Origin of the sequence: Bradyrhizobium sp. USDA 4541, from assembly GCF_024171085.1 — a bacterium.
Lineage (GTDB): Bacteria > Pseudomonadota > Alphaproteobacteria > Rhizobiales > Xanthobacteraceae > Bradyrhizobium > Bradyrhizobium australafricanum.
The window spans coordinates 5968581-5993632 of the sequence record NZ_JALJZF010000001.1 but is presented as its reverse complement, the minus strand read 5'-3'; the positions used below and the strand labels follow the sequence as shown (position 1 = coordinate 5993632).

Annotated in this window: 25 protein-coding genes; 14 read left to right on the top strand and 11 right to left on the bottom strand. The window is 64.2% G+C overall.

What is annotated here, in order from left to right:
• Positions 1 to 234: 234 nt before the first annotated feature.
• A protein-coding gene (locus tag J2R80_RS28495) for an IS630 family transposase (RefSeq protein ID WP_141343507.1) occupies positions 235 to 1177 on the bottom strand; the annotation gives its coding sequence in 2 pieces (ribosomal slippage) (positions 235 to 837 and positions 839 to 1177; 942 coding nt in all).
• Between the two features lie 796 nt (positions 1178 to 1973).
• Here J2R80_RS28495 and J2R80_RS28490 point away from each other — a divergent pair.
• Positions 1974 to 2219 carry a hypothetical protein gene (locus tag J2R80_RS28490; protein ID WP_141342008.1) on the top strand — a complete coding sequence of 82 codons (246 nt, stop codon included), beginning with the start codon at positions 1974 to 1976 and terminating at the stop codon, positions 2217 to 2219.
• Positions 2220 to 2515: 296 nt separating this feature from the next.
• Here the strand turns inward: J2R80_RS28490 and J2R80_RS28485 are convergent.
• Positions 2516 to 3458 (bottom strand): IS630 family transposase gene (locus tag J2R80_RS28485; RefSeq protein ID WP_141343507.1). Its coding sequence is split into 2 segments (ribosomal slippage): positions 2516 to 3118 and positions 3120 to 3458, totalling 942 coding nucleotides; the frame shifts between segments, so codons are not numbered across the junction.
• Between the two features lie 703 nt (positions 3459 to 4161).
• Here J2R80_RS28485 and J2R80_RS28480 point away from each other — a divergent pair.
• On the top strand, positions 4162 to 4632 hold the full coding sequence (locus J2R80_RS28480; protein WP_253590231.1) for a low molecular weight phosphatase family protein: 471 nt from the start codon (positions 4162 to 4164) through the stop codon (positions 4630 to 4632).
• Here the strand turns inward: J2R80_RS28480 and J2R80_RS28475 are convergent.
• Positions 4586 to 5020: an NUDIX domain-containing protein gene (locus tag J2R80_RS28475; RefSeq protein ID WP_141342005.1), complete on the bottom strand. Its 435-nt coding sequence runs from the start codon at positions 5018 to 5020 to the stop codon at positions 4586 to 4588. The two genes, J2R80_RS28480 and J2R80_RS28475, sit on opposite strands and share 47 nt — an antisense overlap.
• A 787-nt stretch (positions 5021 to 5807) precedes the next feature.
• Here J2R80_RS28475 and J2R80_RS28470 point away from each other — a divergent pair.
• Positions 5808 to 6740, top strand: coding sequence for a septal ring lytic transglycosylase RlpA family protein (locus J2R80_RS28470; protein ID WP_141342002.1), 933 nt, complete (start codon positions 5808 to 5810; stop codon positions 6738 to 6740).
• 33 nt (positions 6741 to 6773) lie between these two features.
• Here the strand turns inward: J2R80_RS28470 and J2R80_RS28465 are convergent, their stop codons facing one another.
• On the bottom strand, positions 6774 to 7709 hold the full coding sequence (locus J2R80_RS28465; RefSeq protein ID WP_076828838.1) for an alpha/beta fold hydrolase: 936 nt from the start codon (positions 7707 to 7709) through the stop codon (positions 6774 to 6776).
• Positions 7710 to 7976: 267 nt separating this feature from the next.
• Here J2R80_RS28465 and J2R80_RS28460 point away from each other — a divergent pair, with 267 nt between their 5' ends.
• The 6 genes from J2R80_RS28460 to J2R80_RS28435 all read left to right on the top strand — a co-directional run bounded on the left by J2R80_RS28460 (position 7977) and on the right by J2R80_RS28435 (position 14547).
• Positions 7977 to 9131: a D-alanyl-D-alanine carboxypeptidase family protein gene (locus tag J2R80_RS28460; protein ID WP_200844659.1), complete on the top strand. Its 1155-nt coding sequence runs from the start codon at positions 7977 to 7979 to the stop codon at positions 9129 to 9131.
• Between the two features lies 1 nt (position 9132).
• Positions 9133 to 9819 (top strand): dTMP kinase, encoded by a 687-nt coding sequence (tmk, locus tag J2R80_RS28455; protein ID WP_076828834.1) that lies wholly within the window; start codon positions 9133 to 9135, stop codon positions 9817 to 9819.
• Positions 9816 to 10856: a DNA polymerase III subunit delta' gene (locus tag J2R80_RS28450; RefSeq protein ID WP_076828832.1), complete on the top strand. Its 1041-nt coding sequence runs from the start codon at positions 9816 to 9818 to the stop codon at positions 10854 to 10856. Before tmk ends, J2R80_RS28450 begins: the two co-directional genes overlap by 4 nt.
• A gap of 87 nt (positions 10857 to 10943) precedes the next feature.
• Positions 10944 to 12938: a methionine--tRNA ligase gene (gene metG / locus J2R80_RS28445; protein WP_141341996.1), complete on the top strand. Its 1995-nt coding sequence runs from the start codon at positions 10944 to 10946 to the stop codon at positions 12936 to 12938.
• Positions 12939 to 12952: 14 nt separating this feature from the next.
• Entirely contained in the window at positions 12953 to 13744 is a 792-nt protein-coding gene (locus J2R80_RS28440; RefSeq protein ID WP_141342014.1) for a TatD family hydrolase, read from the top strand.
• On the top strand, positions 13741 to 14547 hold the full coding sequence (locus tag J2R80_RS28435) for an MBL fold metallo-hydrolase (protein WP_057018661.1): 807 nt from the start codon (positions 13741 to 13743) through the stop codon (positions 14545 to 14547). Before J2R80_RS28440 ends, J2R80_RS28435 begins: the two co-directional genes overlap by 4 nt.
• Before the next feature lie 4 nt (positions 14548 to 14551).
• Here J2R80_RS28435 and J2R80_RS28430 read toward each other — a convergent pair whose 3' ends face one another.
• The 5 genes from J2R80_RS28430 to J2R80_RS28410 form a co-directional block, all read right to left on the bottom strand.
• A complete protein-coding gene (locus tag J2R80_RS28430; protein WP_141341993.1) occupies positions 14552 to 16201 on the bottom strand; it encodes an acyl-CoA synthetase in 1650 nt (549 codons plus the stop codon).
• Between the two features lie 25 nt (positions 16202 to 16226).
• On the bottom strand, positions 16227 to 18113 hold the full coding sequence (locus tag J2R80_RS28425; protein ID WP_141341990.1) for a TRAP transporter large permease subunit: 1887 nt from the start codon (positions 18111 to 18113) through the stop codon (positions 16227 to 16229).
• Between the two features lie 23 nt (positions 18114 to 18136).
• Positions 18137 to 19156 (bottom strand): TRAP transporter substrate-binding protein, encoded by a 1020-nt coding sequence (locus tag J2R80_RS28420; RefSeq protein ID WP_018271684.1) that lies wholly within the window; start codon positions 19154 to 19156, stop codon positions 18137 to 18139.
• Positions 19157 to 19724: 568 nt separating this feature from the next.
• Positions 19725 to 20333 (bottom strand): cysteine hydrolase family protein, encoded by a 609-nt coding sequence (locus J2R80_RS28415; protein WP_082653898.1) that lies wholly within the window; start codon positions 20331 to 20333, stop codon positions 19725 to 19727.
• A gap of 101 nt (positions 20334 to 20434) precedes the next feature.
• Complete coding sequence (locus J2R80_RS28410; RefSeq protein ID WP_028331989.1) at positions 20435 to 20638, bottom strand: CsbD family protein; 204 nt, start codon at positions 20636 to 20638, stop codon at positions 20435 to 20437.
• 238 nt (positions 20639 to 20876) lie between these two features.
• Between J2R80_RS28410 and J2R80_RS28405 the strand changes: the two genes are divergently transcribed.
• From J2R80_RS28405 to J2R80_RS28385, 5 genes are all read left to right on the top strand, one after another.
• A complete protein-coding gene (locus J2R80_RS28405) occupies positions 20877 to 21365 on the top strand; it encodes a ferritin-like domain-containing protein (protein ID WP_028344048.1) in 489 nt (162 codons plus the stop codon).
• Positions 21366 to 21452: 87 nt separating this feature from the next.
• On the top strand, positions 21453 to 22700 hold the full coding sequence (locus tag J2R80_RS28400; protein WP_057018657.1) for a DUF763 domain-containing protein: 1248 nt from the start codon (positions 21453 to 21455) through the stop codon (positions 22698 to 22700).
• Between the two features lie 33 nt (positions 22701 to 22733).
• Entirely contained in the window at positions 22734 to 23486 is a 753-nt protein-coding gene (locus J2R80_RS28395) for a DUF72 domain-containing protein (RefSeq protein ID WP_057018656.1), read from the top strand.
• Positions 23487 to 23507: 21 nt separating this feature from the next.
• Positions 23508 to 23726 carry a hypothetical protein gene (locus tag J2R80_RS28390; RefSeq protein WP_057018655.1) on the top strand — a complete coding sequence of 73 codons (219 nt, stop codon included), beginning with the start codon at positions 23508 to 23510 and terminating at the stop codon, positions 23724 to 23726.
• Between the two features lie 128 nt (positions 23727 to 23854).
• Entirely contained in the window at positions 23855 to 24286 is a 432-nt protein-coding gene (locus tag J2R80_RS28385; protein ID WP_057018654.1) for a CBS domain-containing protein, read from the top strand.
• Between the two features lie 192 nt (positions 24287 to 24478).
• On the opposite strand, the gene J2R80_RS28380 is transcribed toward J2R80_RS28385, so the two are convergent.
• Together J2R80_RS28380 and J2R80_RS28375 are read right to left on the bottom strand one after the other, a co-directional pair.
• Positions 24479 to 24808 carry a four-helix bundle copper-binding protein gene (locus tag J2R80_RS28380; RefSeq protein WP_225647588.1) on the bottom strand — a complete coding sequence of 110 codons (330 nt, stop codon included), beginning with the start codon at positions 24806 to 24808 and terminating at the stop codon, positions 24479 to 24481.
• 9 nt (positions 24809 to 24817) lie between these two features.
• Positions 24818 to 25042 carry a hypothetical protein gene (locus J2R80_RS28375; RefSeq protein WP_028331984.1) on the bottom strand — a complete coding sequence of 75 codons (225 nt, stop codon included), beginning with the start codon at positions 25040 to 25042 and terminating at the stop codon, positions 24818 to 24820.
• Positions 25043 to 25052: the final 10 nt, after the last annotated feature.

Sequence of the window (25052 nt, the reverse complement as noted above, 5' to 3'; positions counted from 1 at the left end):
ACGCCGAGCAGGTGTGAAGGCACACGCAAAAAACATTGCCCGTCGATTTCAAAGAGGATTCTCAAAGACAGGGCGCGGTCGAGGAGCCCCGGCGGCATAGACGCCGGAGCAGTCTCGCTCCCATGGGCGCCCCGCGGTGCACCTATGCAAAGTGTATGGGGAAAAGGTGGCAATCGGAGATGCGGCGGGTTGTCATAACTCTAAATAGCTAGAGCATTTTCCACATGATGTGGATCATCTGGTGTATCCAGCATGCCTAAAGTAGTTGGCACACATCTGCGGCGCAAACGACTTGACGAGTTTGCCGATGAGTTTGAGCAGGGCTTGGACCGTGCGGGTGGCGCCTTTGCGCAGCGCAGCTTTCAACCGGGAGAAGGCCTGTTCGATTGGATTGAGGTCGGGCGAGTAGGCCGGCAGATAACGCACGCGGGCGCCGACAGCCTCGATCGCCTCGCGGACACCGGCGATCTTGTGAGTGCGCAAGTTGTCCATGAAGACGATGTCGCCCTTGCGCAAGGTCGGCGCCAGGACTTGCTCGACATAAGCCAGGAACGAGGGCCCATCCATTGCACCGTCGATGACATAGGGCGCCGTGAGGCCATCGATGCGCAGCGCGGCGACAAGCGTCAGCGTCTTCCAGTGACCATGGGGCACGCCAGAGACGAGGCGCTCACCGCGAGGAGAGCGCCCATAGTGCCGGACCATCTTCGTCGTGACCGCAGTCTCGTCGATAAAGATGAGGCGCGGTGCACGCAGCTTGGGCTGCTCGGCTTTCAGCGCGGCACGCTCGGCAGCGACGTCAGGTCGATCCTGCTCGGCGGCGTGCAGTGTTTTTTTTGAAGGTGATGCTGTGACGGTCGAAGAAACGCCAGATCGAACCGATGCCGGCCTTTTGCTTTCTCTGAGAGCGCAGACGCGCGCGGATCTCCTCGAGCGTCAGGTCCGGCTCCGCGGCGATCAGCTCGATCAGCCACTGCTTGTGCTGCTCCAACGGCGAGCGGCTGTGCCCGGTGCCGGGCTTGGCCTCAACGTTTCCGGTCTTCCTCCAACGATCCATCCATCGGATCGTAGTCGAAGCGCCGAGATTGAGAATGCGCGCAGCCTCACGTGCGCTTTCGCCGGACTCAACAAGCTCAACCGCACGCACCCTGAGGTCCTTGGAGTATCCCTTCGCCATCGCATGCCCCGCATGTTGTCGCGGGCAACACCGAATCTGATTTGCGTGCCCGTGGGAATCCCCTTTGACTGTTCCGATTCACCTCAACTGGAAACCGCTCTAGGCGACGTCAGGGAAATTGCGACCTCCATCCCTGACTGAGTGTCACCGCGTGACCAATTCTGTCATGCCAATCCGGAACGATGTTCGCAACGCCGGCCGCGCCGCAAGCTGTGCAGACCAGGCGCGCCAGCCAACGCGCGACCACGGCTCTGCGCGGGGGTAGCCCCAAGCGGCCCTAGGAGCATCCGGAACGATGAGGGCGCCAAGGTCAGACTAGCTAAATGCGATAACGAGCAGGCCCGAGCACAACAGCACAAGGCAGGTCGCGATTAACGCGAGGAATCCATCGGACACGAAGTCATGGTTACGCATGATACACCTCCCTGTCGCGGAAGGAGGCTGGTCCGAATTTATTAAAGATTTTGTAATCGGGCTTTTGGTGAGGGGCGGCTAGCTACTGTCTTTGCTGCCCAGCAGCTTCACGATACCCCTGTGGATCATCGAAATAGTTCCAGGAAAAGACGCCGCCAGTCTCACAAATACACTCCCCGGCGGCGTTTCCTTCCTAAACTGGGACGCTGAAATCCCCAGCACCGAGCAAACTGCAGGGGGCTATGCGGCTATGCCACGGCCAATGACCTGAAGCCGAACGCTCCGGCATCAAGTGTGCGTGATGTGTGAGGCCGTTCACACTCGAGCATCGCGAGTTGGCCTAACGCACGGATGGGTGGCAACTCGGTGTCGGAGAATCATGATGCCGTTTTTTAGCAGCCAAAGCTTGCCGTCAGCAGCCGCCGCTTCAGTGCTCAGTATTCTCATCGTGGGAGCGTTCGCCTTTTCGGCTATTGGTTATGTGGAGTGGTCATCGGGCGTTAATCTGACCCATTTCATTGGCCGGACTGCCCCGGATGCCTCGACGCCGGTTCTACCGGTCAAGGGGCGAACAGGTTGCGAGCAGGGCAATAAGCCGCTGCCGACGCTTTCTCTACCGCTCGAATGACGGCGACCTAAACCGACAGCGCCCAATCTACCAAGTAGGGGGCCTCATCGCCTGCTGGCGACGTGCATCGGCGAATTTGTGCCTGGCTCGGGCGCCCCCATAGTTGCCCATACGGCAATGCCGATGGCCAGCGCGAACAGCACGGTCTCTGCAGCAATCTTGTCGCCAGACATCTCGAGACGCCTCTCACGCGTCAGCGCGGCAAATCTCAAAAATTACGCCGCCGGGCCCGAAATGGTTTGTCCCGGCGGCGCCCTGTCATTCCCAGCGCTAGAGCATTTTCCACATGATGTGGATCATCTGGTGTATCCAGCATGCCTAAAGTAGTTGGCACACATCTGCGGCGCAAACGACTTGACGAGTTTGCCGATGAGTTTGAGCAGGGCTTGGACCGTGCGGGTGGCGCCTTTGCGCAGCGCAGCTTTCAACCGGGAGAAGGCCTGTTCGATTGGATTGAGGTCGGGCGAGTAGGCCGGCAGATAACGCACGCGGGCGCCGACAGCCTCGATCGCCTCGCGGACACCGGCGATCTTGTGAGTGCGCAAGTTGTCCATGAAGACGATGTCGCCCTTGCGCAAGGTCGGCGCCAGGACTTGCTCGACATAAGCCAGGAACGAGGGCCCATCCATTGCACCGTCGATGACATAGGGCGCCGTGAGGCCATCGATGCGCAGCGCGGCGACAAGCGTCAGCGTCTTCCAGTGACCATGGGGCACGCCAGAGACGAGGCGCTCACCGCGAGGAGAGCGCCCATAGTGCCGGACCATCTTCGTCGTGACCGCAGTCTCGTCGATAAAGATGAGGCGCGGTGCACGCAGCTTGGGCTGCTCGGCTTTCAGCGCGGCACGCTCGGCAGCGACGTCAGGTCGATCCTGCTCGGCGGCGTGCAGTGTTTTTTTTGAAGGTGATGCTGTGACGGTCGAAGAAACGCCAGATCGAACCGATGCCGGCCTTTTGCTTTCTCTGAGAGCGCAGACGCGCGCGGATCTCCTCGAGCGTCAGGTCCGGCTCCGCGGCGATCAGCTCGATCAGCCACTGCTTGTGCTGCTCCAACGGCGAGCGGCTGTGCCCGGTGCCGGGCTTGGCCTCAACGTTTCCGGTCTTCCTCCAACGATCCATCCATCGGATCGTAGTCGAAGCGCCGAGATTGAGAATGCGCGCAGCCTCACGTGCGCTTTCGCCGGACTCAACAAGCTCAACCGCACGCACCCTGAGGTCCTTGGAGTATCCCTTCGCCATCGCATGCCCCGCATGTTGTCGCGGGCAACACCGAATCTGATTTGCGTGCCCGTGGGAATCCCCTTTGACTGTTCCGATTCACCTCAACTGGAAACCGCTCTAGGGCCCTGAAATTCCCAGCATCATCTCCTTAGCAGGCACGCGGAGTGACGGCTGTTGCCTAGCTCACACAAGGTCCAAAAAGAGGAGCCGACGCTCAGGGCCGGCGTGCCAGCTCCTCCGAAACGTGATCATGCTGCGTCCCCAACGGTCCCGTCCCTCAGAGGAGCCTGCATCGCCGGGGTTGCTGATTTGCTAACGGCCCCACATTTCGGGATGCGCCCTGTGGGGTACCCCATGAGACCTCGGCAAGCACGCGCGACGTCGAATACAATTCAGACTGCCGCGGATGTACCGGCGCTCTGCTGAATCGAGGCGGCCTACTCACTGGCGCCCGCGCCCCCAGCAGACGAAACGACGGCCTCAGCGATCCCCAAGCTGGGGCCGTTTTCGTTGTCCACCGCCGCTTAAAATTGGGCACCACAATTGGCACCCAGCTCATCGGGACGGGCAGGGATGATTGAGGATTGGTTGGTTCCGAACGCAACGCGAACCTGGCAGCGAAACCCGGGCCGACCCGTCATTCGCCCGGTCCGTGAACTCAAAGGGCTCATGCTCGCAACGCCGTTGACCGCGAGGGTCCACCTTGGCCATCATGACGCCCATGAAGCGTGTCCTCTTTCTCTGCACCGGCAACTACTATCGCAGTCGATACGCCGAGGAACTGTTCAATCATCTTGCAAGAGCCGAACAACTGGCGTGGCGCGCGTCCTCCAGAGGCGCGGCCGAGCGGGGATCGCCCGACAATGTCGGGCCGATGTCAGTCTTCACCGACGATCGTCTCCGCGCGAGCGGCATCGTTCCGGAAGGCGCGACGCGCTTCCCGCAGCCCTGTTCATTGGCCGACTTCGACGACGCCGACCTCGTGATCGCGCTCAAGGAGACCGAGCACCGTCCGCTGATCGAGCGCCGGTTCCGAGAGGTCGCCGACAGGGTGACTTACTGGCACGTGGACGATATCGACTTTGCTCATCCGTCAGTCGCGTTGGCCATGATCGACGATCACATCCGCACGCTGGTTTCGGCGCTCAGGTCATCGGTTCGCGCTTCAGGAAGATCTCCGGCGCAAACGTAGCCGGGCGCGCGAGCCTGCCGCTGATGCGTTCGAGGTCGTCGATGGCGACGATCTCGAGGCGGCCTTCGATCACCGTCAATTGGTCGATGGGCACGTCGCGCGCGAGGAACACCTCGCCGCGAAGCGTGCCGTTTGGCGTTGCATGATCGGGATCGGAATAGCGGCCGATCAACTCGAAACGCTCGGGCGGCAGGTAGTAGCCGATCTCCTCGTGGATCTCGCGAACGACGCATTCGAGGAAGGTCTCGGCGCCCTCCCGCCGTCCGCCAAACAGGCTGATCTTTCCGCGATCGGTAACATGCGGGAGGTCGTCGCGCAGTTGCATCAGCAGCCGGCCATCTGTGCTGACGAGAAGGGCGGACGTTCCCTCCCTGACACTGCCGGTCATCCGTACATCCTCTTCGGGAAACGGCGAGGATGCGTCACGAGTGGGGCGGGGAGAAGACAGCGCGTCTGCCGCAACCCGTTTGGCGGGGAATGAGTAGGGGTAACCGATGCCCGTCGCACGGGCGCCGGTAGAATCTCAAAAACGTTCAGCCGAAAGCGAACGCCAGCAGGCTCGAGCACAGCAGCACGAGGCTTGCTGCGGTCAGGGTCAGAAACCCGTCGGAGACCAAATCGTGATTACGCATGATACACCTGCCTTCAATCGATGCTCATCCGAATTGATTAAAGCTTTCCGAACATTCACTCCTGGAAAGAGGTGACGCGTCTTTCCGCCTTCAACGGACTGTCAGGCCCGGTACCGATAGCCTTCCACGGCGTGCGCCAAGAAGATCGCCGCACTCACCAAGCCCATCACCGCTGTAACCGTCTCGATCATCGCAAACTTCCTTTGCGCCCCACACGGAGGAGAGAACGATTGCAGGCTTGCACAGTCAAAAAGATTCAATTGTTGGAATCCAAGATGCGCCCCGACTGATGATTTGCTGCAACAGTGTGTCTGATCGCGGGACAGGCGAGGGCGTTTGGCGGAGGCGACGGTCAGTAGAACGACGGAGGAGGCGCAACAGACCATTCACCAAGACGCCACCGCCCGCCGGCTCTCCCCATTTCCGCCGTGTTCCGGTTGCGATATCGTCACGCTCTGGTGCGGAGGTGGGCCGCACAGCGACGGCAAGCGACTTCGACGCCTCGGAGTAGGCGCACTTCTGGCAGAATGGTACTTGGGGCAGATGGGGATTAGACGGCCAGATTCGATGATCCGGACGGCACGCGGCGCCGTTGCGGTGGCGACGTGCCTCGTCCTCGCCAATTGTGCCTCCTCGAACAAGTTTGCCAGCCGGGTCGACCCCAAATACGGGGTGTCGTCGAGCCCGCGCGTGGTGGCGCTGGGTGATCCCGTGCCGAAAGGCGGCGGCACCTATCGCATCGGCAAGCCGTATGTTGTCGCCGGCCGCACCTATGTGCCGGAGGAAAACGAGAACTACCGCGCCGAGGGCACGGCGTCCTGGTACGGCGACGATTTCCATGGCCGCCTGACCGCCAATGGCGAGGTGTTCGACATGGGCTCGCTCACCGCCGCCCATCCGACCTTGCCGATGCCGAGCTACGCCCGCGTCACCAATCTGAGCAATGGCCGATCGCTCGTCGTTCGGGTCAATGACCGCGGCCCGTACCACGGCAATCGCCTCATAGACGTCTCGAACAAAGCCGCAGAACTGCTTGAATTCAAAGGCAATGGCGTGGCTCGCGTCCGCGTCGAATATGTCGGCCGGGCGCCGCTCGAGGGGTCCGACGACCGCCAGCTGATGGCGACCTTGCGCACCGGTACTCCAGCGCCGTCCCCGTCGATGGTCCGCGTCGCCTCCGCACGGCCGTTCGTGCCGGAGATGTCGTCCTCCTCGGGCCGGGTCCGTGGCGACGTTCCGTTGCCTGAGGGGCGGCCCTACAGCCTCGGCAACACCCAGGCCGACTACGCCTCGGTGAGCGCCACCTCGGAAATGTCGGCCTCGAGCCGGTCACACCGCCGCGCCCTGAACAATCCGCGCGAAGTCTCCTATGAGGGCGACGCGCGCTACGCCGCAAGCCCGAGCCCGGCGGCCGCCTATGTCCCGATCGACGCGCGCGGACCGGCCGAAGTCCTGAGCGGGCGCGGGCTCTACTGAGCCATGCGTTTACAGATCAGGCTGTTGGCCTGATCACTTCAGAAACGCGATCAGCGCCGCGTTGACCTCGTCGGGACGCTCCTGCTGGATCCAGTGGCCGGCGCCCTCGATGATCAGCTTCTGCTTGAGGTTCGGCAGCACGCGCTCCATGTCCGCGACCCGCTTGGCGCCGATCAGCCCGGTGATCACCGAATCATTCGAGCCGGCGATGAACAGCGACGGCTGATGGATCTGCGCGTCCTGCCAGGGCGCGGTCAGCTCCCAGTTGCGGTCGAGATTGCGGTACCAGTTCAGGCCGCCGCGGAAGCCGGAGTGCCGATAGCCTTCGGCGAATTCGGCAATGTCGGCCTCGGTCAGCCAGGCCGGCAATGGCATTCCGGCCGGCAGCTTGCCGAGGAAACCCTTGGCCTCGTCGACGAACATCGAGCTTGGATCGGAGACGCCACGCCCGAGCACCAGGCGCATGGTGTGGGCGATGTCGCGCTCGAACTCGGCCTCGGCCACGCCGGGCGGCTGGAAGTACTGCCAATAGAAATTGGTGATGCCGCTGTCGCGCAGGGTCTCGAGCGGGCGACCGCGGCCGCGGAACGGCGGCGGCACGCTGAGGCCGGCGACTTTCGTGAAGATGTCGGGACGGAACAGGGCCGCGTGCCAGGCCACCGGCGCGCCCCAGTCATGGCCGACGATCATCGCGCGGGTCTCGCCGAGCGCGGCAACCAGCGCCACCATGTCTCCGACCGTATCGAAGATCGTGTAGGCGCCGACCTCGGCCGGCGCGCCGGTGCGGCCGAAGCCGCGCATGTCAGGCGCGACGACCCGAAAGCCTGCCGCGGCCAGCGCCGCGATCTGGTGCCGCCATGAATAGGACAGTTCCGGCCAGCCATGGCAGAGCACGACCAGCGGGCCTTGCCCGGCCTCGCGCACGAACATGTCGATGCCGTTGGCGGAGATGGTGCGGGAGGATGACATTCGCGTTTCCGCCTTGTTTGCCGGTTCTGCTGACGTTAGCTGGTTCCAAGGATAGGGACGTTCAACGCAACCGGCAATCCGGCCGGCCGTGCACAAGCGCAGAAACCTCAGTTGTTTGCGATACTTCCAGCTGTTAGAACGCAGTCTCTCAGGACATCGCCGATGGCAGCCCAGACCGCAGTTCCCCGCACGTTGTCAGCTCGCGCCGGGCGTTGCTGGCGCGGCCTGGTCGCGGCCGCGGTCGCGCTGGCGATCGGTTTCGGCGGAATGGTCTATGCCGCCAACAACAGCGTCCAGGGCGCCAAGAAGGAAGAGGGCGGGTTCGACGGCGATGCGCCGACCGCGATCCTGGTCGAGGCCTCAAGCGGCAGCGTGCTGTTCGAGAAGAACGCCGACGAGCTCCGCGCGCCCTCCAGCATGATGAAGCTGATGACGGCCGAGGTGGTGTTCGACGCCATCAAGAAGGGCGACGTCAAGCTCACGGACGAGTACCGGATCAGCGAGAACGCCTGGCGGCGGGGCGGGGCGCCGTCCGGCACCTCGACGATGTTCGCGGCGATCAACAGCAAGGTCTCGGTCGACGATCTCCTGCATGGCGCGATCATCCCGAGCGGCAACGATGCCTGCATCGCGCTCGCCGAAGGCATTGCCGGCAACGAGCATAGCTTTGCGACCGAATTCATGACCAAGCGCGCCCGCGAGCTCGGCATGACCAAGTCGACCTTCGGCAATTCCAACGGGCTGCCCGACCCGGCCAACAAGATGACGGTGCGGGAGCTCGCAACGCTGGCGCGCCACATCATCCTGACCTACCCGGACCGGTACAAGCTGTTCGGCGAGAAGGAATTCACCTGGAACAAGATCCGCCAGCAGAACCGCAATCCGCTGCTGAACGCGTTGCCCGGTGCCGACGGCTTGAAGACCGGCTACACCAAGGAAGGCGGCTACGGCATGGTCGGCTCGGCGGTGCAGAACGACACGCGGCTGATCGTCGTGGTCAATGGCCTCGAGGATTCCGAGGACCGCGCGACCGAAGCCAAGAAGATGCTGGAATGGGGGTTCCGCAGCTTCGAGACCCGGACCCTGATCGCGGCCAACCAGCCGGTCGGCTACGCACGGGTGTTCGGCGGCGAGAGCCGCTCGGTCAAGCTCGTCAGCCCCGATCCGATCAAGGTGATGGTGTCGAAGAACGGCAACGACAAGCTGCTCGCGCGCATCATCTATAGCGGCCCGGTCAAGGCGCCGATCACCGCCGGCCAGAAGATCGGGGTGGTGCGGGTGTGGCGCGGCGCCAATGTCGCGATGGAGGCTCCGGTCTTCGCAGCGGACGCGGTCGGCACCGGATCGACGATGCGTCGCGCGCTCGATGGCGCCCAGGAGCTGGTCATCGGCATGTTCCGCGCAGGGGTCGAGAAGCTCTGACATGGCGGAAGCAGCAGTCCAACGGCCGAGCTTGCGCGGTCGCTTCATCACCTTTGAGGGCGGCGAGGGGTCGGGCAAATCGACCCAGATCCGCAAGCTCGCCGAACGGCTCGATGCCGCCAAGCTGCGCGCGATCGTGACCCGCGAGCCGGGCGGCTCACCGGGGGCGGAGATCATCCGTCACCTCGTGCTGTCGGGGATGGGCAAGCTGCTGGGGCCGGAGGCCGAGACGCTGCTGTTCGCCGCTGCGCGCGACGACCATGTCCGCACCGTAATCCTGCCGGCGCTCAACCAGGGCATCTGGGTGCTGTGTGATCGCTTCTTCGATTCCACGCGTGCCTATCAGGGCCAGCTCGGGCAGGTGTCGCCCGAACTCGTCAACGCCATGCAGCGCGTGACCATCGGTGATCTCAAGCCCGATCTGACCTTCATCCTCGATGTGCCGGTCGAGGTCGGACTGCAACGCGCCGCTGCGCGCCGCGGCGACGCCACCGCCGATCGCTTCGAAGCCGAAGGCATCAAGTTCCATCAGGATTTGCGTGACGCGTACCGCCGGATCGCGGCCGAAGATCCGGAGCGCTGCGTGCTGATCGACGCTACGGCCGATCCGGACACGGTCACGGCCAGGATATGGGCCGCGCTGCGCGAACATCTGCGCGCAACGCTTGCGGCGGACAGCATCGCATGAGCGCGCGCAAGGTCGAACAGGAGAGCGCCGCCCGCCATCCGCGCGAAACGCCGGATTTGTTCGGGCATCGCGAGGCGGAGACCGCCTTGCTCGATGCCTATCGCAGCGGACGAATTCCGCACGCCTGGCTGATCGGCGGGGCGCAGGGCATCGGCAAGGCGACGCTGGCCTACCGCATGGCGCGGTTCGTGCTGGCGTTTCGCAATCCGAAATCGTCCCAGGTGCAGCAGGCGCCGACGCTGCTGGTCGATCCGGCCGACCCCGTGGCGCGGCAGGTCGCGGCAGGCGCTCATGGCGGGCTCCTTGTGCTCGAGCGCGGCCTCAACGATCGCGGCGTGATGCGCACCGTCATCACCGTCGACGAGACGCGCGAGACCATCTCGTTCTTCGGCTCGACCGCTGCGGTCGACGGCTGGCGCGTCTGCATCGTCGACACCGTCGACGAGCTCAATCCCAACGCCGCGAACGCGCTGCTGAAGATTCTCGAGGAGCCGCCCCAGCAATCGCTGTTCCTCCTGGTCAGCCACGCACCGTCACGGGTGCTGCCGACCATTCTGTCCCGCTGCCGCAAGTTGCTGCTGCGGCCGCTGGAGACGGACGATGTGGTGCGCGCGGCCGCGGCTGCAACCGATATCGAAGCCGACGATCCCGCGCTGGCGGAAGCCGCCGCAGCATCCGAAGGCAGCGTCGGGCGGGCGCTGTCGCTGCTCGGCGGCGATGCGCTGAAACTGCAGCAACGCACGGCCGCGCTGCTCGCGACGCTTCCGAGTGTCGATCCGCGTGAGCTGCATGCGCTGGGCGAAGCGCTCGGCACCAGCGACCGCGTCGCGCTCGCCGCCTTCATCGACGGCATCGATCGCTGGATGAGCGAGCGCATGCGCACGGGCGATGCCAATGCCAATCTGCCGCGCCTTGCACGGCTGGCGGAGGTATGGGAAAAGATCGTCCGCGCCGCGCGCGATACCGAAGCCTACAATCTGGAGCGCAAGCCGCTGGTTTTCTCGGTGTTTTCGATGCTCGCGGATGCGACCCGATAGACACCGCGTCTTAAACGCATCTGCTGAAAACACATCCGTCTGACAACACTCCCGACAATCTCGTTTCGATCTGCAAAGGATTCCGTGGTGGCGACCGCTAAGAAGAAATCGTCGAAAAAAGCCAAGAAGACGAAGAAGGCATCGCCCGCTCGCGCGACCAGCAAAGCAACGGCGAAGGCGCGCGCAGCCAAGAAGGCCGGGCGCGTCGCCAAGAAAGCGAAGAAGGCCGCCAAGTCCAAATCCAAGACCGGAGCCAAGGGCGCCAGGAAATCGGCGGCAAAGAAGGTCGTCAAAAAGGCCGTCAAGAAGGCTGCGAAGCAGACGGCCAAGAGCACGGCCAAGAAGGCTGCTGCGAAGGCCACCAAGGCTGCGCCGAAGAAAGCAGCCGCAGCCGCCGCCGCACCGGCGGCAAAGAAGCCCGCTCTGCCGATGGCTCCCGTTACCGAGAAGGCGCAGAGACCGGCAAAGGTTCGCGCGCCGAAGCAGCCCAAACCCGCGGCGGTGGCTCCTGCGGCCGCTTCCGTTCCGGTGCCCGCCGCGGACCGCGGCAACGTCTTCTACATCACGACCGCGATCGCCTATCCGAACGGGCAGCCGCATATCGGCCACGCCTATGAGGCGATCGCGACCGACGCATTGGCGCGCTTCCAGCGGCTCGACGGCAAGGACGTATTCTTCCTGACCGGCACCGACGAGCACGGACAGAAGATGATCCAGACCGCGGCCGGCGAGGGCATGACGCCGTTCGATCTCGCGACCCGCAACGCCGCGCGGTTCAAAGAGATGGACGAGCGGCTCAACGTCTCGTTCGACCGCTTCATCCGCACCTCGGAGCCTGCTCACCACAAGTCGGTGCAAGAGATCTGGCGCCGCATGCAGGACAATGGCGACATCTATATCGACACCTATGCCGGCTGGTACTCGGTGCGCGACGAGGCCTATTACGCCGAGGAAGAGACCGTCGTCGGCGAGGACAATGTCCGCCGTGGCCCGCAGGGCACGCCGGTCGAATGGGTCGAGGAGAAGAGCTATTTCTTCAAGCTGTCGGCCTACCAGGACAAGCTGCTGCACCTTTATGAGAGTCAGCCCGATTTCATCGGCCCGGATTCGCGCCGCAACGAGGTGATGAGTTTCGTGCGCGGCGGGCTCAAGGACCTCTCGATCTCGCGCACCACGTTCGACTGGGGCGTCAAGGTCCCGGACGATCCCGAGCACGTGATGTATGTCTGGGTCGACGCGCTGACCAACTACATCACCGGCGTCGGCTATCCCGATGAGAACGACAAGCATTGGCGCTACTGGCCGGCCGACGTGCACATCATCGGCAAGGACATCATCCGCTTCCACGCCGTGTACTGGCCGGCCTTCCTGATGTCGGCAGGCATTCCCGTGCAGAAGCGGGTCTATGCACACGGCTTCCTGTTCAACAGGGGCGAGAAGATGTCGAAGTCGGTCGGCAACGTGGTCGACCCCTTCAATCTCGCCGAGCAGTACGGCGTCGACCAGATGCGCTACTTCTTTCTGCGCGAAGTGCCGTTCGGCCAGGACGGCAACTACAACCACGAGGCCATCGTCGCGCGTATCAACGCCGACCTCGCCAATGATTTCGGCAATCTGGCGCAGCGCTCGCTGTCGATGATCGCCAAACAACTCGGCGGCGTGCTGCCGGAGCCCGGCGAATTCAGCGACAACGACAAGGCGATTCTGGCGCAGGCCGACGCCATGCTGGAGACGTCGCGGACCGCGATGGCGACGCAGCAGATCCATCAATGGCTCAACACGGTCTGGGCCGTGGTCGCCGAGGCCAACCGCTATTTTGCCGGCGAGGCGCCGTGGGCGCTGGCGAAGACTGATCCCGCGCGCCAGAAGACGGTGCTGTATGTCACCGCCGAAGTCGTGCGCCAGATCGCGATCATGGCGCAGGCCGTGATGCCGGAGTCCTGCGGCAAGATGCTCGACAGCCTCGGTATCGCTGCTGACGCGCGCAGCTTTGCCGCGGTCGCCGAACGGATCAAGCCGGGTACGGTTTTGCCGGCGCCTGTCGGCGTCTTCCCGCGCTATGTGGAACCGAAGACCGAGTGAGCGGTTCGAAATTCATGCTGGTCGACAGTCATTGCCATCTCGATTTCCCTGATTTCGCCGACGATCTCGACGGGATCGTCGGGCGCGCCGAGGCGGCCGGCATTGGCCGCATGGTCACGATCTCGACCCGGGTGAAACGGCTCGGCGGTCTGCTCGCGATCACGGAGCGCTTTCCCGACGTCTACTGCTCGGTCGGCACCCATCCGCATCATGCCGATGAAGAGGACGGCATCCCGGCCAGCGAACTGATCGAGCTGACGAAGCATCCGAAGGTCGTGGCGCTCGGCGAGGCGGGGCTCGACTATTTCTACGAGCACGGGTCGCGCGAGGCGCAGGAGCGCGGCTTTCGCGCGCACATCGCCGCGGCGCGCGAGACCGGCCTGCCGCTCGTCATCCATACCAGGGAGGCCGATGAGGATTGCGGCCGCATCCTGGAGGACGAGGTCGCGAAGGGCCCGTTCAAGGCGGTTCTGCATTGCTACACCGGCGGGCGCGAACTCGCGATGAAGGCGATCGCGCTTGGGCTGTCGATCTCGTTCACGGGCATCCTGACCTTCAAGAAGTCCGACGCGCTGCGGGCCCTGGCAGCCGAGCTGCCGGCCGACCGCATCATGGTCGAGACCGACGCGCCATATCTTGCGCCCGGCAAATTCCGCGGCAAGCGCAACGAGCCTTCCTATGTCGTCGAGGTCGCCAGGGTGCTCGCGGAAACCCGCGGCGTCTCCCTGGAGGAGATCTCGCGGCAGACCACCGAAAACTTTTTCCGGCTGTTCTCCAAGGTGCCGGCGCCGAAGGTTGCTGCATGACGCTGACACTGACCATTCTGGGCTGCGGCTCGTCCGCCGGCGTGCCGCGCCCGGCACTCGGCTGGGGCGCCTGCGACCCCAGCAATCCCAAGAACCGCCGCCGCCGCTGCTCGATCATGGCCGAGCGCACCATGGAGCACGGCACCACGCGGGTCGTGATCGACACTTCGCCCGATCTGCGCGAGCAGCTGATCGACAGCAATGTCGAGCACATCGACGCGGTGTTCCTGACGCATGAGCATGCCGACCAGACCCACGGCATCGACGATTTGCGCTCGGTCGTGCTGCATCAGCGCCGCCGCATCCCGGTCTACTTCAACCAGTCGACCGCCAAGGACATGATGGCGCGGTTCTCCTATTGCTTCATCTCGCCGGAAGGCAGCGACTATCCGCCGATCCTGACGCGGCATTCGATCGAGGCCGGCGAGAGCCATACGGTCCAGGGGAAGGGCGGTCCGCTGAAGCTCGCGGCCTTCCTGGTGCATCATGGCAAGATCCCGGCGCTCGGCTACCGCATCGGCGGCGCCGCCTACACGCCCGATCTGCACGACATCCCCCAGGAAAGCTGGCCGGCGCTCGAAGGTCTCGATCTCTGGATCGTCGACGGCTTGCGCTATGCGCAGCATCCCAGCCATTTCAGCGTTGCGGACGCGCTGTCGTGGATCGAGCGCTTCAAGCCGAAGCGCGCGGTCATCACCAACATGCATTCCGACCTCGACTACGAGGTGCTGCGGCAGAGTTTGCCGGCCGACGTCATCCCGGCCCATGACGGCATGCGGCTGACGCTCGACCGGGCAGGCTGAAGACTCAGGCCGAGATCGCCTTGGCGGATCCGACCTGGTTGCGCAGCAGGAATTTCTGGATCTTGCCGGTCGAGGTCTTCGGGATCACGCCGAACACCACGGATTTCGGCGTCTTGAACCCCGACATGTACTCGCGGCAATAGGCGATGATCTCGGCCTCGGTCGCCTTGGCACCGTCCTTCAGCTCGATGAAGGCGCAGGGCACTTCACCCCATTTCGGGTCGGGCTTGGCCACGACTGCCGCAAACAGCACGGCCGGGTGCTTGTAGAGGATGTCCTCGACCTCGACGGAGGAGACGTTCTCGCCGCCGGAGATGATGATGTCCTTGGAGCGGTCCTTGATGATGACGTAGCCGTGCTCGTCGAGCACGCCGAGATCGCCGGTGTGAAACCAGCCGCCGGCAAAGGCTTCCTGCGTCGCCGTCGCGTTCTTCAGGTAGCCTTTCATCACGATGTTGCCGCGGAACATGACCTCGCCGATGGTCTCGCCGTCGCGCGGCACCTCGCGCATGGTCTCGGGATCGAGCACCGTGACGCCTTCCTGCAGCGGATAGGACACGCCCTGGCGCCGCTTCAGCTGCGCGCGCGCATCAGCCGACAGCTCGTCCCAGCCCGGCTGCTCGGCGCACACGGAGGCGGGGCCATAGACCTCGGTCAGCCCGTAGACGTGGGTCAGCTTGATGCCGATGCGCTCGCCACCCTCGAGCACGGCAACCGGCGGCGCCGCGCCGGCGATCAGGCCGACAACGGGCTTTGCCTTACCGGCCTTCGGCGCATCGGGCGCGTTGATCAGCGTGTTGTACACGATCGGCGCGCCGCACATGTGGGTGACGCCGTGCCTCGGGATCAGTTCGAAGATCTTGGCCGGGTCGACCTTGCGCAGGCAGACATTGACGCCGGCGGCTGCCGCGATCGTCCAGGGGAAGCACCAGCCGTTGCAATGAAACATCGGCAGCGTCCAGAGATAGACCGGATGCTGGCCGAGATTGCCGGCGAGGATGTTGCTGACCGCGTTGAGATAGGCGCCGCGGTGATGCGTCACGACGCCCTTGGGATTGCCCGTCGTGCCCGACGTATAGCTCAGCGCGATCGCGTCCCATTCGTCGGCCGGCGGCCGTTCCACGAAGCCGGGATCGCCCGCCGCGACGGCTGCCTCATACTCGATCTCGCCGATCCGCTTGCCGCCGAGAAAGGCCGCGTCATCGACGTCGATCACGAACGGCTTAGCGCCCTTCATCAGGGTCAGGGCCTCCGCGATCACGCCGGAGAATTCGGGATCGACCAGAATGATCTTTGCGCCGCCATGCTCGAGCTGGAACGCGATCGATGCCGCGTCGAGGCGGATGTTGAGCGCGTTGAGCACCGCGCCGGTCATCGGCACCGCGAAGTGCAATTCGTTCATCGCCGGGATGTTCGGCAGCATCGCCGCGACCGTGTCGCCATGGCCGATGCCACGGCCCGCGAGATAGGACGCAAAGCGCCTGCAGCGCTCGTAGGTCTCTTTCCAGGTGAAGCTGCGGCCCTCATAGACCGCGCTGAGATGGTCGGGATAGACGGCGGCCGACCGCGCCAGGAAGCTCAGCGGCGAGAGCGGCACGTAGTTGGCCGGCGTCTTGTCCAACCCGATCGAGTACTGGTTCTGAGCTGCACTCATGGCTCTATCCCATCCGCAAGGTGCTTTACAGGAAACCGATCGATATCCAGGGGAAGATGGCGACGATGATCAGGCCGATCAACAGCGCCAGCATGTAACCCCAGATCGGCCGGATACCCTCGGCCGGATCGACGCGCCCGATGGCGCAGGCGGCATAATAGCCGACCCCGAACGGCGGCGCGAACAGCCCGATGCCCATCGCCAGGATGATGATCATGGCGTAGTGCACCTCGTGGACGCCGACCTGGTGCGCAATCGGAAACAGCAGCGGCCCGAACAGCACGATCGCCGGGATGCCCTCGAGCACGCTGCCGAGGATCACGAAGGCCAGGATCGAGACCGCAATGAAGGTCGCTGAACCGCCCGGCAGCCCGGTCATCGCCGCCGCCAGCGCCCGCGAGAAGCCGGACTGGGTCAGGCCCCAGGCCATGCCGGTCGCGGTACCGATGATGAACAGGATCGCCCCCGACAGGCATGCCGTGTCGATCAGCATCGGCAACAGACGTCGCCAGTTGAACTGGCGGTAGATCAAGAGGCCGATGACGAAGGCGTAGACGATGCCGATGGTCGACACTTCGGTGGCGGTGGCGATGCCTTCGACCACGGCGTAGCGGATCACGAAGGGCAGGGCCAATGCGGGCAGGGCGAACACCAACGCCTTGCCGATCTCGCTGCCGGTGGCGCGCTGGACGTGGCTGCGGTCTTCGCCGCGGTAGCGCCACCACACCAGCCCCGACAGCGTGATCGCCAGCACCACGCCGGGCAGCAGGCCGCCGGTGAACAGCGCCGAGATCGAGACGCCGGTCACCGAGCCGATCGTGATCAGCACGAGGCTCGGCGGAATGGTTTCGGTCTGCGCGCCGGTGGCGGCGAGCAGGGCGACCAGATCGCCCGGCTTGGCGCCGCGCTGCTTCATCTCCGGGAACAGCACGGGCGCGACCGCGGCCATGTCGGCGGCCTTCGATCCGGAGATGCCGGAGACCAGATACATGGCGCCGACCAGCACGTAATGCAGGCCGCCGCGGACATGGCCGAGCAGGCTCGCCAGGAACGCCACCATGGCCCGCGCCATGCCGGTCATCTCGATCAGGAGACCGAGGAAGACGAACAGCGGCACCGACAGCAGGATCAGATGGCTCATGCCCTCATCCATCCGGCCGACCAGCACCATCAGCGGCGTTCGGGTCGTCAGCGCCAGATAGCCGAAGATCGCCATGCCGAAGGCAAAGCCGATCGGCACGCCGGCGAACACGCAGAAGCCGACCACGCCGACGAAGAAGATGATCAGGTTGAGATTGCCGAGCGGCCGCAGCATCGGCTGTGCCAGCCAGAACAGCCCGATCAGCGCAGCTACGGTCAGCGCGGCCAGCAGGAAGGTCCTGAAATCGCCGACCCGCGCCAGCCGCAGCAGCGCGAACAGCGCCATCAGGCAGGTGCCGACCGGCAGCGCCGCCGCGCGCCAGGTGTTGGATATCTGCAGCGCCGGCGTGGTGATGAAGCTTTCCTCGTAGGCATATTCATAGGCCGGCCGCACGATTAGGATCAGGAACGCCAGTGCGGCGCAGGTCGCGACGACGTCGAGATAGGCCCAGAGCCGCGGTCCCGCGCTTGCGACCAGCGCCGTCATCCGCATGTGCTCGCCGCGGCGAAACGCCACCGCCGAGCCGAGCATCGCGAGCCACAGGAACAGGATCGACGCCAGTTCGTCGGACCAGATCAGCGGCGCATGGAGCACGTAGCGCGACACCACGCCGGCGAACAGGATCACGACCTCGGCGACGACAAGGATCGCCGCCGGGATTTCCACCAGCATTCCGAGCGCCGCGTCGATGGAACCGAGAACGGAGCGGCGGCGAGGGGGCTGCGACGCCGCCTCGCCGGCCACGGCCGGCGTCATCTCGACATGAGCCATGGCAAGCCTCCTGCTTTGATCGATCAGGACAGTTTGCCGACGGACTTCTCGAGCAGATCCCAGGCCTTCTCGCCGTACTTGCCCTTCCACTCGGCGTAGAAGCCGGCGGCGCGGAGCTTGTCGCGGAACGGCCCGACCTCGGGCTGGTTGAAGACGAGCCCCTTGCCCGTGAGCTCCTGCTTCACGGTGGCGTTCAGCTTCTCGGTGTCCTCACGCTCCTTGACGGCCGCCGCGTTGACGTTCTTGGCGACGATGGTCTTGATATCGTCCGGCAGCGCCGCCCAGGCCCGGCGGTTCATCAGGAACCAGAAGCCGTCCCACATGTGGTTGGTCATCGAGCAGTATTTCTGCACCTCGTAGAGCTTCGCCGCCGAGATCAGCGCCAGCGGGTTTTCCTGGCCTTCGACGATCTTGGTCTGCAGCGCCGAATAGACCTCGCTGAAATTGATCGAGGCGGGCGATGCATCGAACGCCTTGAACATCGAGGTCCATAGCGGCGACACCGGCACGCGGATCTTGAAGCCCTTGAGGTCGTCGGGACCGGTGATCGGCTTGGTCGACGACGTGGTTTGCCGGAAGCCGTTGTCCCAGATCTTCTCCATGACCTCGAGGCCGGCCTTGTTGATCTCGCCGCGCACATAGGCGCCGAGCTCGCCGTCCATGGCCTTCCAGACCGTGGGATAGTCCGGGAATGCGAAGCCGATGCCGTTGATCGAGGCGGCCGGCACCAGGGTTGCCAGGATCAGGCCGGACAGCGTGAAGAACTCGACGCCGCCGGAGCGCACCTGGCTCAGCATGTCGGTATCGGAACCGAGCTGGCTGTTCGGGAACACCTGCAGGTCAAACCGGCCGTTGGTCTCGGTCTTGATCGCCGCGGCCATCTCCCGGGCGCGCGCCACGAACGGATGCGACTCCGGCAGGTTGTTGGCGAACTTGTAAGAGAATTCGGCCGACTGGGCGCGCGCGACATAGGGCGCGCCGATCCCGCCGAGGACGGCGGAAGCGGCGGAAACCTTCAGCAGCGTGCGTCGTGAAAAGCTCATTGGTTGCTCCCTCAAGAGGCTTGTTGTTGTTCTGAGATGCCATCCTATACGGACCTGATGCCGCGGGGTCACCAGCGATCTCTGCACAGCTGGGGCTTATTGCAGCGTCCGTACGCGGCGGCAATATCGGCTTTCAGACGAGATGCGCGCGCGTGCATCGCTGCGGCACCAGCACCGGCTAGGCGACAGTTCGGGACACACCATCACGCGCGCCAACTTGCGGACCAGTGCGAAGATTTCCCACTAAATATCTGATCTAATTGTAGATATAAATGTTCCATAATATACCTTATGCGAATTACGGATATGGCGTGACTACGATCGCCGGCAGCTTTCCCATTGCTCCGCTCACCTTCGCCGCGACGCCGAGAATCAGGAACCTTGGCTCCGTCTGACAGATCGACGGCCCAGTCCTACCTTCCAGCGGTTGAGCGATGAGCCGTATCAGCCAGGCACGCCTGCCTCGCAGCTACGCATCGCCAGCGTCAGCTCAGCCCCAGGAAGCAGGTATTGCCACCCCTGCTCCGATTGCCCTGATTCCGGTACCTCGTTTCGGCCCGTTGTCGCTTCAGTCGTCGAGGGTCCACATCCGGAGGATATCGGCCGTGGATGCCACCTCGATCTGGATGCTGAAGCGTTCGGCATAGAGCTGCAGCAGCGCGTCATGGCTTTGATCGGAAGAGCTGCACAGGGCGTCCTCGGCCACGATCACCCGGTAGCCGATATCGATCGCGGCCAGCACGGTGGCGAGCACGCACACGTCGGTCTCGCCGCCCGACACGATCACCGTATCGATCCCATGCGCATCCAGATGAGCTTGCAGGCGCCCGTTGCCGAACGCGTTGTAGATCGGCCGGTCGATGATGGCGGCCGGCGGCACACAGGCGGCGAGCGCCGGCACGAGCTCGATCAACTCCGGATCGAGCCGCTCGCGGGTCACGCATTCCCATTTCTCATAATAAGCCCGCCAAATCCCTCGCGCGTCGTGCTTCGAGCGCGGCGGAATGAAGCGGGTGAACACGGTACGTTCAGGCGCATGCCGCGCCAGCTCGATGATGCGCGGCAGCACGCGGTCCATCCAGGGCGTCGCCCAGGGCGCTCCGGGCTCGAACAGCCGCTGCATATCGATGCAAAGGTGCGCCGCGCGCGGACCTGGCGGGCTCAGAAGCTGTCCCATCGCTCACTCCTGCGCGCGCCGACCGGATGCCGTCACACGCAAGCTCAGCCGCCCAGGCCGCGAAAGGCCCCGCCGAAGCGGGGCCCGGAACGCGGTCCCGTTCACCATTTCTGGCGGCCGTACCAGTCGTTCACTTCCTTGGCGGCTTGATCCTTGGCATAGCCGTAGCGCTGCTGCAGACGGCCCTCGAGCTGGTCCTGCTTGCCGTCGATCACATCGAGATCGTCATCGGTGAGCTTGCCCCACTGCTCCTTGACCTTGCCCTTGACCTGCTTCCAGTTGCCTTCGACACGATTCCAATCCATTGCGGTTCTCCCTTGAACGATGAGACCGACCAACGGGCCGGCCGAGGCTTCGTTCCGAAGGCACGTTGCGGCAAGACTTCGCAATCCAGACTTCGCAATCCGACCAAGCTCCATCGTGACCCGCTCGAATGTGCGACGGCCGACGAGGCGCTTTGCCACGCATCGATCAAGGATAGGAACTTGCTTTCCGCACTCGTGTTGGCACTCCGGACTATTCACCCAACACACGGAGCGACCAATGCCGGACAAGGATCTCAGCGCCCTCTTCCTCGATACCCTCAAGGACATTTATTACGCGGAAAAGCAGATACTGAAGGCGTTGCCGCGGATGGCCAAGGCCGCCGAGTCCGACGATCTGCGTGCGGCGTTCGAGAAGCATCATGACGAGACCGAAGGACAGATCGAGCGGCTCGAGCAGATCTTCGACCTGATGGGCAAGCCGGCGCGCGGCAAGAAGTGCGACGCCATCGAGGGGATCATCGACGAGGGTAAGGAGATCATGGAGGAGTATGCCGACACGCCGGCGCTCGACGCCGGCCTGCTCTCGGCAGCCCAGGCGGTCGAACATTACGAGATCGCCCGCTACGGCACCTTGAAGGCTTGGGCCAACCGGCTCAGCATGAAGGATGCGGTCAAGCTCATCGACCAGACCCTGGCCGAGGAAAAGAAGACGGATGAAGCGCTCACCAAGCTTGCCGTCAGCGGCATCAACGCCGAAGCCGCCTGACGAGACGCGCGATGAAGCGACGTCCGCTTTGTACACATGCTCGCATTTGCTGGTAGATTGGACGCCGATTCAGCATCTGGGAGCCCGATGGCCCGACGCACCGGCAGCGCCGATCTTCCGCTCCATGGCGGCCGCGTGCCGCCATGGCTGGCGGCGCGCATGGCGACGCTGGGTGGCATCATCACCCAGGCCGTCGTCCACCATTACGGCCGCGATGCCTTTTTGCAGCGACTGTCGCATCCATTCTGGTTCCAGTCGTTCGGCGCCGTGATGGGCATGGACTGGCACTCGTCCGGCATCACCACCAGCGTCATCGGTGCGCTGAAGCGAGGTCTGGCGCCGCTGCAAGGCGAGCTCGGAATCCATGTCTGCGGCGGGCGCGGCAAGCATTCGCGCCGCACGCCCGATGAACTGTCCGCCCTCGGCGACCGCGTCGGATTCGACGGTGCCGCCCTGACCCGCGCGAGCCGGCTGGTGGCCAAGGTCGACAGCGCCGCGGTGCAGGACGGATTCGAGATCTACCTGCATGGCTTCTTCGTCACCGACGACGGCAAATGGACCGTCGTCCAGCAAGGCATGAACGGCGACAAGCGGCAGGCCCGCCGCTATCACTGGCACTCCGAGGGCCTGCGCAGCTTCGTCGACGAGCCGCACAGCGCGATCGACGGCCCGGCGCAGGGCGAGATCGTCAATCTCACCGATCACCGCGCCGAAAGCTCACGCCAGGCGCAGCTCGATCTGCTCGCTGCGCTTGGGCCGGACGGCATCACGCGCGAATATGCCGAGCTGACGCAGAGCGCGACCGCGCAACCGGATCTCCTGCACCTGATCATGCCCGCGCATCACGACGTGCGCTCGAGCGACGTGTTCGTGCGCCGCCTGCACGGCACCTTGGCCGCGGCTGCCGATCGCGGGCCGCTGGATTTTCCCGAGCTGCTGCTGACGCCCGGCGTCGGCGCCCGCACGGTGCAGTCGCTCGCGATGGTCGCCGAGGTCGTTCACGGGACGCCCTATCGCTTCCGCGACCCGGCGCGCTTCTCGCTCGCCCATGGCGGCAAGGACCGTCATCCCTTCCCGGTGCCGATCAAGGTCTATGACGAGACCATCCGCGTGCTGAAGTCGGCCGTGCAGCAGGCAAAGCTCGGCCGCGATGAGGAGATGCAGGCCCTGAAGCGGCTCGACGATCAGGCCCGCAGATTGGAACGAACCGCCACCGGCCCCTCCTTCGAGGCGTTTGTCGCGAACGAGCGGGCCCGTTCTCCTGCGCTCGACGGCCGCTCGGTGTTCGGCTGGGAAGCCGACCTTGCCGAGCGCGACGGGATCACCAAGCCTTAAAGCGAAGGCTTGATCCACCGCTTGGACCATCGCATGGCGCGCGTATTGATTGGCACCTCCGGCTGGCACTATTCGTCCTGGCGCGGTCCGTTCTTTCCGAGGGGCTTGCCGCTCAAGCGGCAACTCGACTACTACGCGACGCAGTTTCCGACGACTGAGCTGAACGGCGTCTTCTACCGCACGCCGACCGAACAGGCGGTGACAGGCTGGCGCGATGCGACCGATGCGGATTTCGTCTTCGCCTGGAAGGCGTCGAAATTCATCACGCACTGGAAGCGCCTCTCCGCGAACTCGGTCAACAGTCTCCAATTGCTGGAAGAGCGTCTGTCGTTGCTGCGCAACAAGGCCGGCCCGGTCCTGTTTCAGCTGCCGCCGAACTTCACGATCGATGCCGATCGGCTAGCCTCGTTCCTGAAGCTGTTGAAGCGGCGGCGGCGCTATGCGTTCGAATTCCGCCACTCCAGCTGGTACGAGCCGCATATCCTGAAGCTGCTGGCGGATCGCAATATCGCGCTCTGCATCTCCGATCACCACGACGCGCCGGCGCCGTGGAAACGGACCGCGGATTTCGTCTACGTCCGCGGCCACGGCCCGGGCGGCCGATATCGCGGGCACTACAAGCCGGCCGAGCTTTCCGACTGGGCCAAACGCATCCGCGGCTGGAAGCGGCAGGGATGCGACATCTATGTCTATTTCGACAACGACCAGAAGAGCGCAGCGCCGGCGGATGCCAAACGGCTTTGCGCGCTGCTCGGCGCCACCGTTCCTCGGCGGCGTTCGCAATAGGAACGAACGGTTCCAGCCTGCATGGCTGCCAAAGAGACGAGCCGACGCGATGCCATCCGATCGTTGAAAGCCATTGCGCTGAACTACACGCTGAAGCGGGGCAAGGATCCCTCCCCGACCCACTACAAGGACCTCAAAAAGCCCTACGACAAGACTGTGCAGACCACCGCCATGCTTGCGGCCAACGCGGCACATCTTGCACGCCTGCTGAAGTCGGCGACCTATCCCGGCGTAGCCTAGGCACAGGCCGGGACATGCCGCTTCATCCGACCTGGACCAACATTGCCATCCGCCTCGCCTTGTTAGGAACGCCGTTCCGGGCGGCATCGTTAGGCCGTTGACGCAACCAGCCAAATGGAGAGGCTATCATGAAGGTTTGCGACGCGATGACACCTGACGTCCAGCTGTGCACCCCCGACGATACGCTCCGCGATGCTGCAGAAGCGATGGCAGCGCTTGGCGTTGGCCTGCTGCCGGTTACCGATAGCGAGCGCCTGGTCGGCATGATCACGGACCGCGACATCGCGCTTCGCGGCATCGGAATGGGTCGCGGCCCCGACTCGCGGGTCGGCGACGTCATGACGGCCGAGGTGAAGTATTGTTTCGAGGATCAGGAGCTCGACGACATCGCGCAGAACATGGGTGCGATCCAGGTTCGGCGCCTGCCGGTGCTGAGCCGGGACAAGCGCCTGGTCGGAATCATCGCTCTCGGGGATATCGCCCTGATCCAGGCCAGCGATGGTACGGGCATGGCGCTCAGCCAGATCTCACGCCCGACCACCCAACACGCGCAACTCTAGACTTACACGGCTCCGCTTCGCGGCTCTGGCTCGCAAAGGCCCGGTTCGCGAAGCGGAGCGTCAGGCGGGCCCATGGCCGACTATGTACCGTGGATTGTGATTGCCGCCGGGGTCATTGCCCTGATCGTCACGGCGCTGCTCTGGCGCGCCCATTACGTCAGCTCCGATTGACCGAACGGGGAGCTCGCGCCGTCAGGCCGCCATCCTGCGGCAGGATTCCGCGCAGGCACGGCACATCGCCACGCATTCGTCCATGCCGCCGATGCGAGCGCAATCCTCGGCGCATTCACTGCAGATCTCCGCGCATTCCCGGCAGGTGTGCTTGTGGTGCGGGGTGTTGATCAGCATGAAATGGGCCGCCGTCCGGCACATTTCCGCGCAAGCCATCATCAATCGGAAATGCGCCGGCTCGACATGCTTGCCGCCGGTGACGAGACAATGGTTCATGGCCGTGCCGAGGCAGGTCCTATAGCAGGACAGACAGGTCTCGACGCACCGGTTCATTTCCTCAGAGAATGCCATGTCGATACCTCACGCCTGCGCCAGCAGCTGGCGCAGGTAGCAGAGCCCGTCAAGGGTCAGCTTCGACTCGCGGACCTCGCCCTGTGCGATCTCGGCTTCGAGGAAGGTCTCGAGCTCGGGAAGCGCGCGGTCGAACCTGTCCGCGATGCCCATCAGCTCGCAGGTTTGCTTGATCCGCTCGATCGGTTTTTCCAGCACGTTGATCTCAACCATTTTGGCATAAGCGCGGGTCATGCCGTTGGTT

What these genes read in the sequence shown, in the direction of transcription:
- J2R80_RS28490 (WP_141342008.1), top strand. Translation starts at nt 1,974, where the DNA reads ATGCCGTTTTTTAGCAGCCAAAGCTTGCCGTCAGCAGCCGCCGCTTCA.
- J2R80_RS28480 (WP_253590231.1), top strand. Translation starts at nt 4,162, where the DNA reads ATGAAGCGTGTCCTCTTTCTCTGCACCGGCAACTACTATCGCAGTCGA.
- J2R80_RS28475 (WP_141342005.1), bottom strand. Translation starts at nt 5,020, where the DNA reads ATGACCGGCAGTGTCAGGGAGGGAACGTCCGCCCTTCTCGTCAGCACA.
- J2R80_RS28470 (WP_141342002.1), top strand. Translation starts at nt 5,808, where the DNA reads ATGGGGATTAGACGGCCAGATTCGATGATCCGGACGGCACGCGGCGCC.
- J2R80_RS28465 (WP_076828838.1), bottom strand. Translation starts at nt 7,709, where the DNA reads ATGTCATCCTCCCGCACCATCTCCGCCAACGGCATCGACATGTTCGTG.
- J2R80_RS28460 (WP_200844659.1), top strand. Translation starts at nt 7,977, where the DNA reads ATGGTCTATGCCGCCAACAACAGCGTCCAGGGCGCCAAGAAGGAAGAG.
- tmk (WP_076828834.1), top strand. Translation starts at nt 9,133, where the DNA reads ATGGCGGAAGCAGCAGTCCAACGGCCGAGCTTGCGCGGTCGCTTCATC.
- J2R80_RS28450 (WP_076828832.1), top strand. Translation starts at nt 9,816, where the DNA reads ATGAGCGCGCGCAAGGTCGAACAGGAGAGCGCCGCCCGCCATCCGCGC.
- J2R80_RS28440 (WP_141342014.1), top strand. Translation starts at nt 12,953, where the DNA reads ATGCTGGTCGACAGTCATTGCCATCTCGATTTCCCTGATTTCGCCGAC.
- J2R80_RS28435 (WP_057018661.1), top strand. Translation starts at nt 13,741, where the DNA reads ATGACGCTGACACTGACCATTCTGGGCTGCGGCTCGTCCGCCGGCGTG.
- J2R80_RS28430 (WP_141341993.1), bottom strand. Translation starts at nt 16,201, where the DNA reads ATGAGTGCAGCTCAGAACCAGTACTCGATCGGGTTGGACAAGACGCCG.
- J2R80_RS28425 (WP_141341990.1), bottom strand. Translation starts at nt 18,113, where the DNA reads ATGGCTCATGTCGAGATGACGCCGGCCGTGGCCGGCGAGGCGGCGTCG.
- J2R80_RS28420 (WP_018271684.1), bottom strand. Translation starts at nt 19,156, where the DNA reads ATGAGCTTTTCACGACGCACGCTGCTGAAGGTTTCCGCCGCTTCCGCC.
- J2R80_RS28415 (WP_082653898.1), bottom strand. Translation starts at nt 20,333, where the DNA reads ATGGGACAGCTTCTGAGCCCGCCAGGTCCGCGCGCGGCGCACCTTTGC.
- J2R80_RS28410 (WP_028331989.1), bottom strand. Translation starts at nt 20,638, where the DNA reads ATGGATTGGAATCGTGTCGAAGGCAACTGGAAGCAGGTCAAGGGCAAG.
- J2R80_RS28405 (WP_028344048.1), top strand. Translation starts at nt 20,877, where the DNA reads ATGCCGGACAAGGATCTCAGCGCCCTCTTCCTCGATACCCTCAAGGAC.
- J2R80_RS28400 (WP_057018657.1), top strand. Translation starts at nt 21,453, where the DNA reads ATGGCCCGACGCACCGGCAGCGCCGATCTTCCGCTCCATGGCGGCCGC.
- J2R80_RS28395 (WP_057018656.1), top strand. Translation starts at nt 22,734, where the DNA reads ATGGCGCGCGTATTGATTGGCACCTCCGGCTGGCACTATTCGTCCTGG.
- J2R80_RS28390 (WP_057018655.1), top strand. Translation starts at nt 23,508, where the DNA reads ATGGCTGCCAAAGAGACGAGCCGACGCGATGCCATCCGATCGTTGAAA.
- J2R80_RS28385 (WP_057018654.1), top strand. Translation starts at nt 23,855, where the DNA reads ATGAAGGTTTGCGACGCGATGACACCTGACGTCCAGCTGTGCACCCCC.
- J2R80_RS28380 (WP_225647588.1), bottom strand. Translation starts at nt 24,808, where the DNA reads ATGGCATTCTCTGAGGAAATGAACCGGTGCGTCGAGACCTGTCTGTCC.
- J2R80_RS28375 (WP_028331984.1), bottom strand. Translation starts at nt 25,042, where the DNA reads ATGACCCGCGCTTATGCCAAAATGGTTGAGATCAACGTGCTGGAAAAA.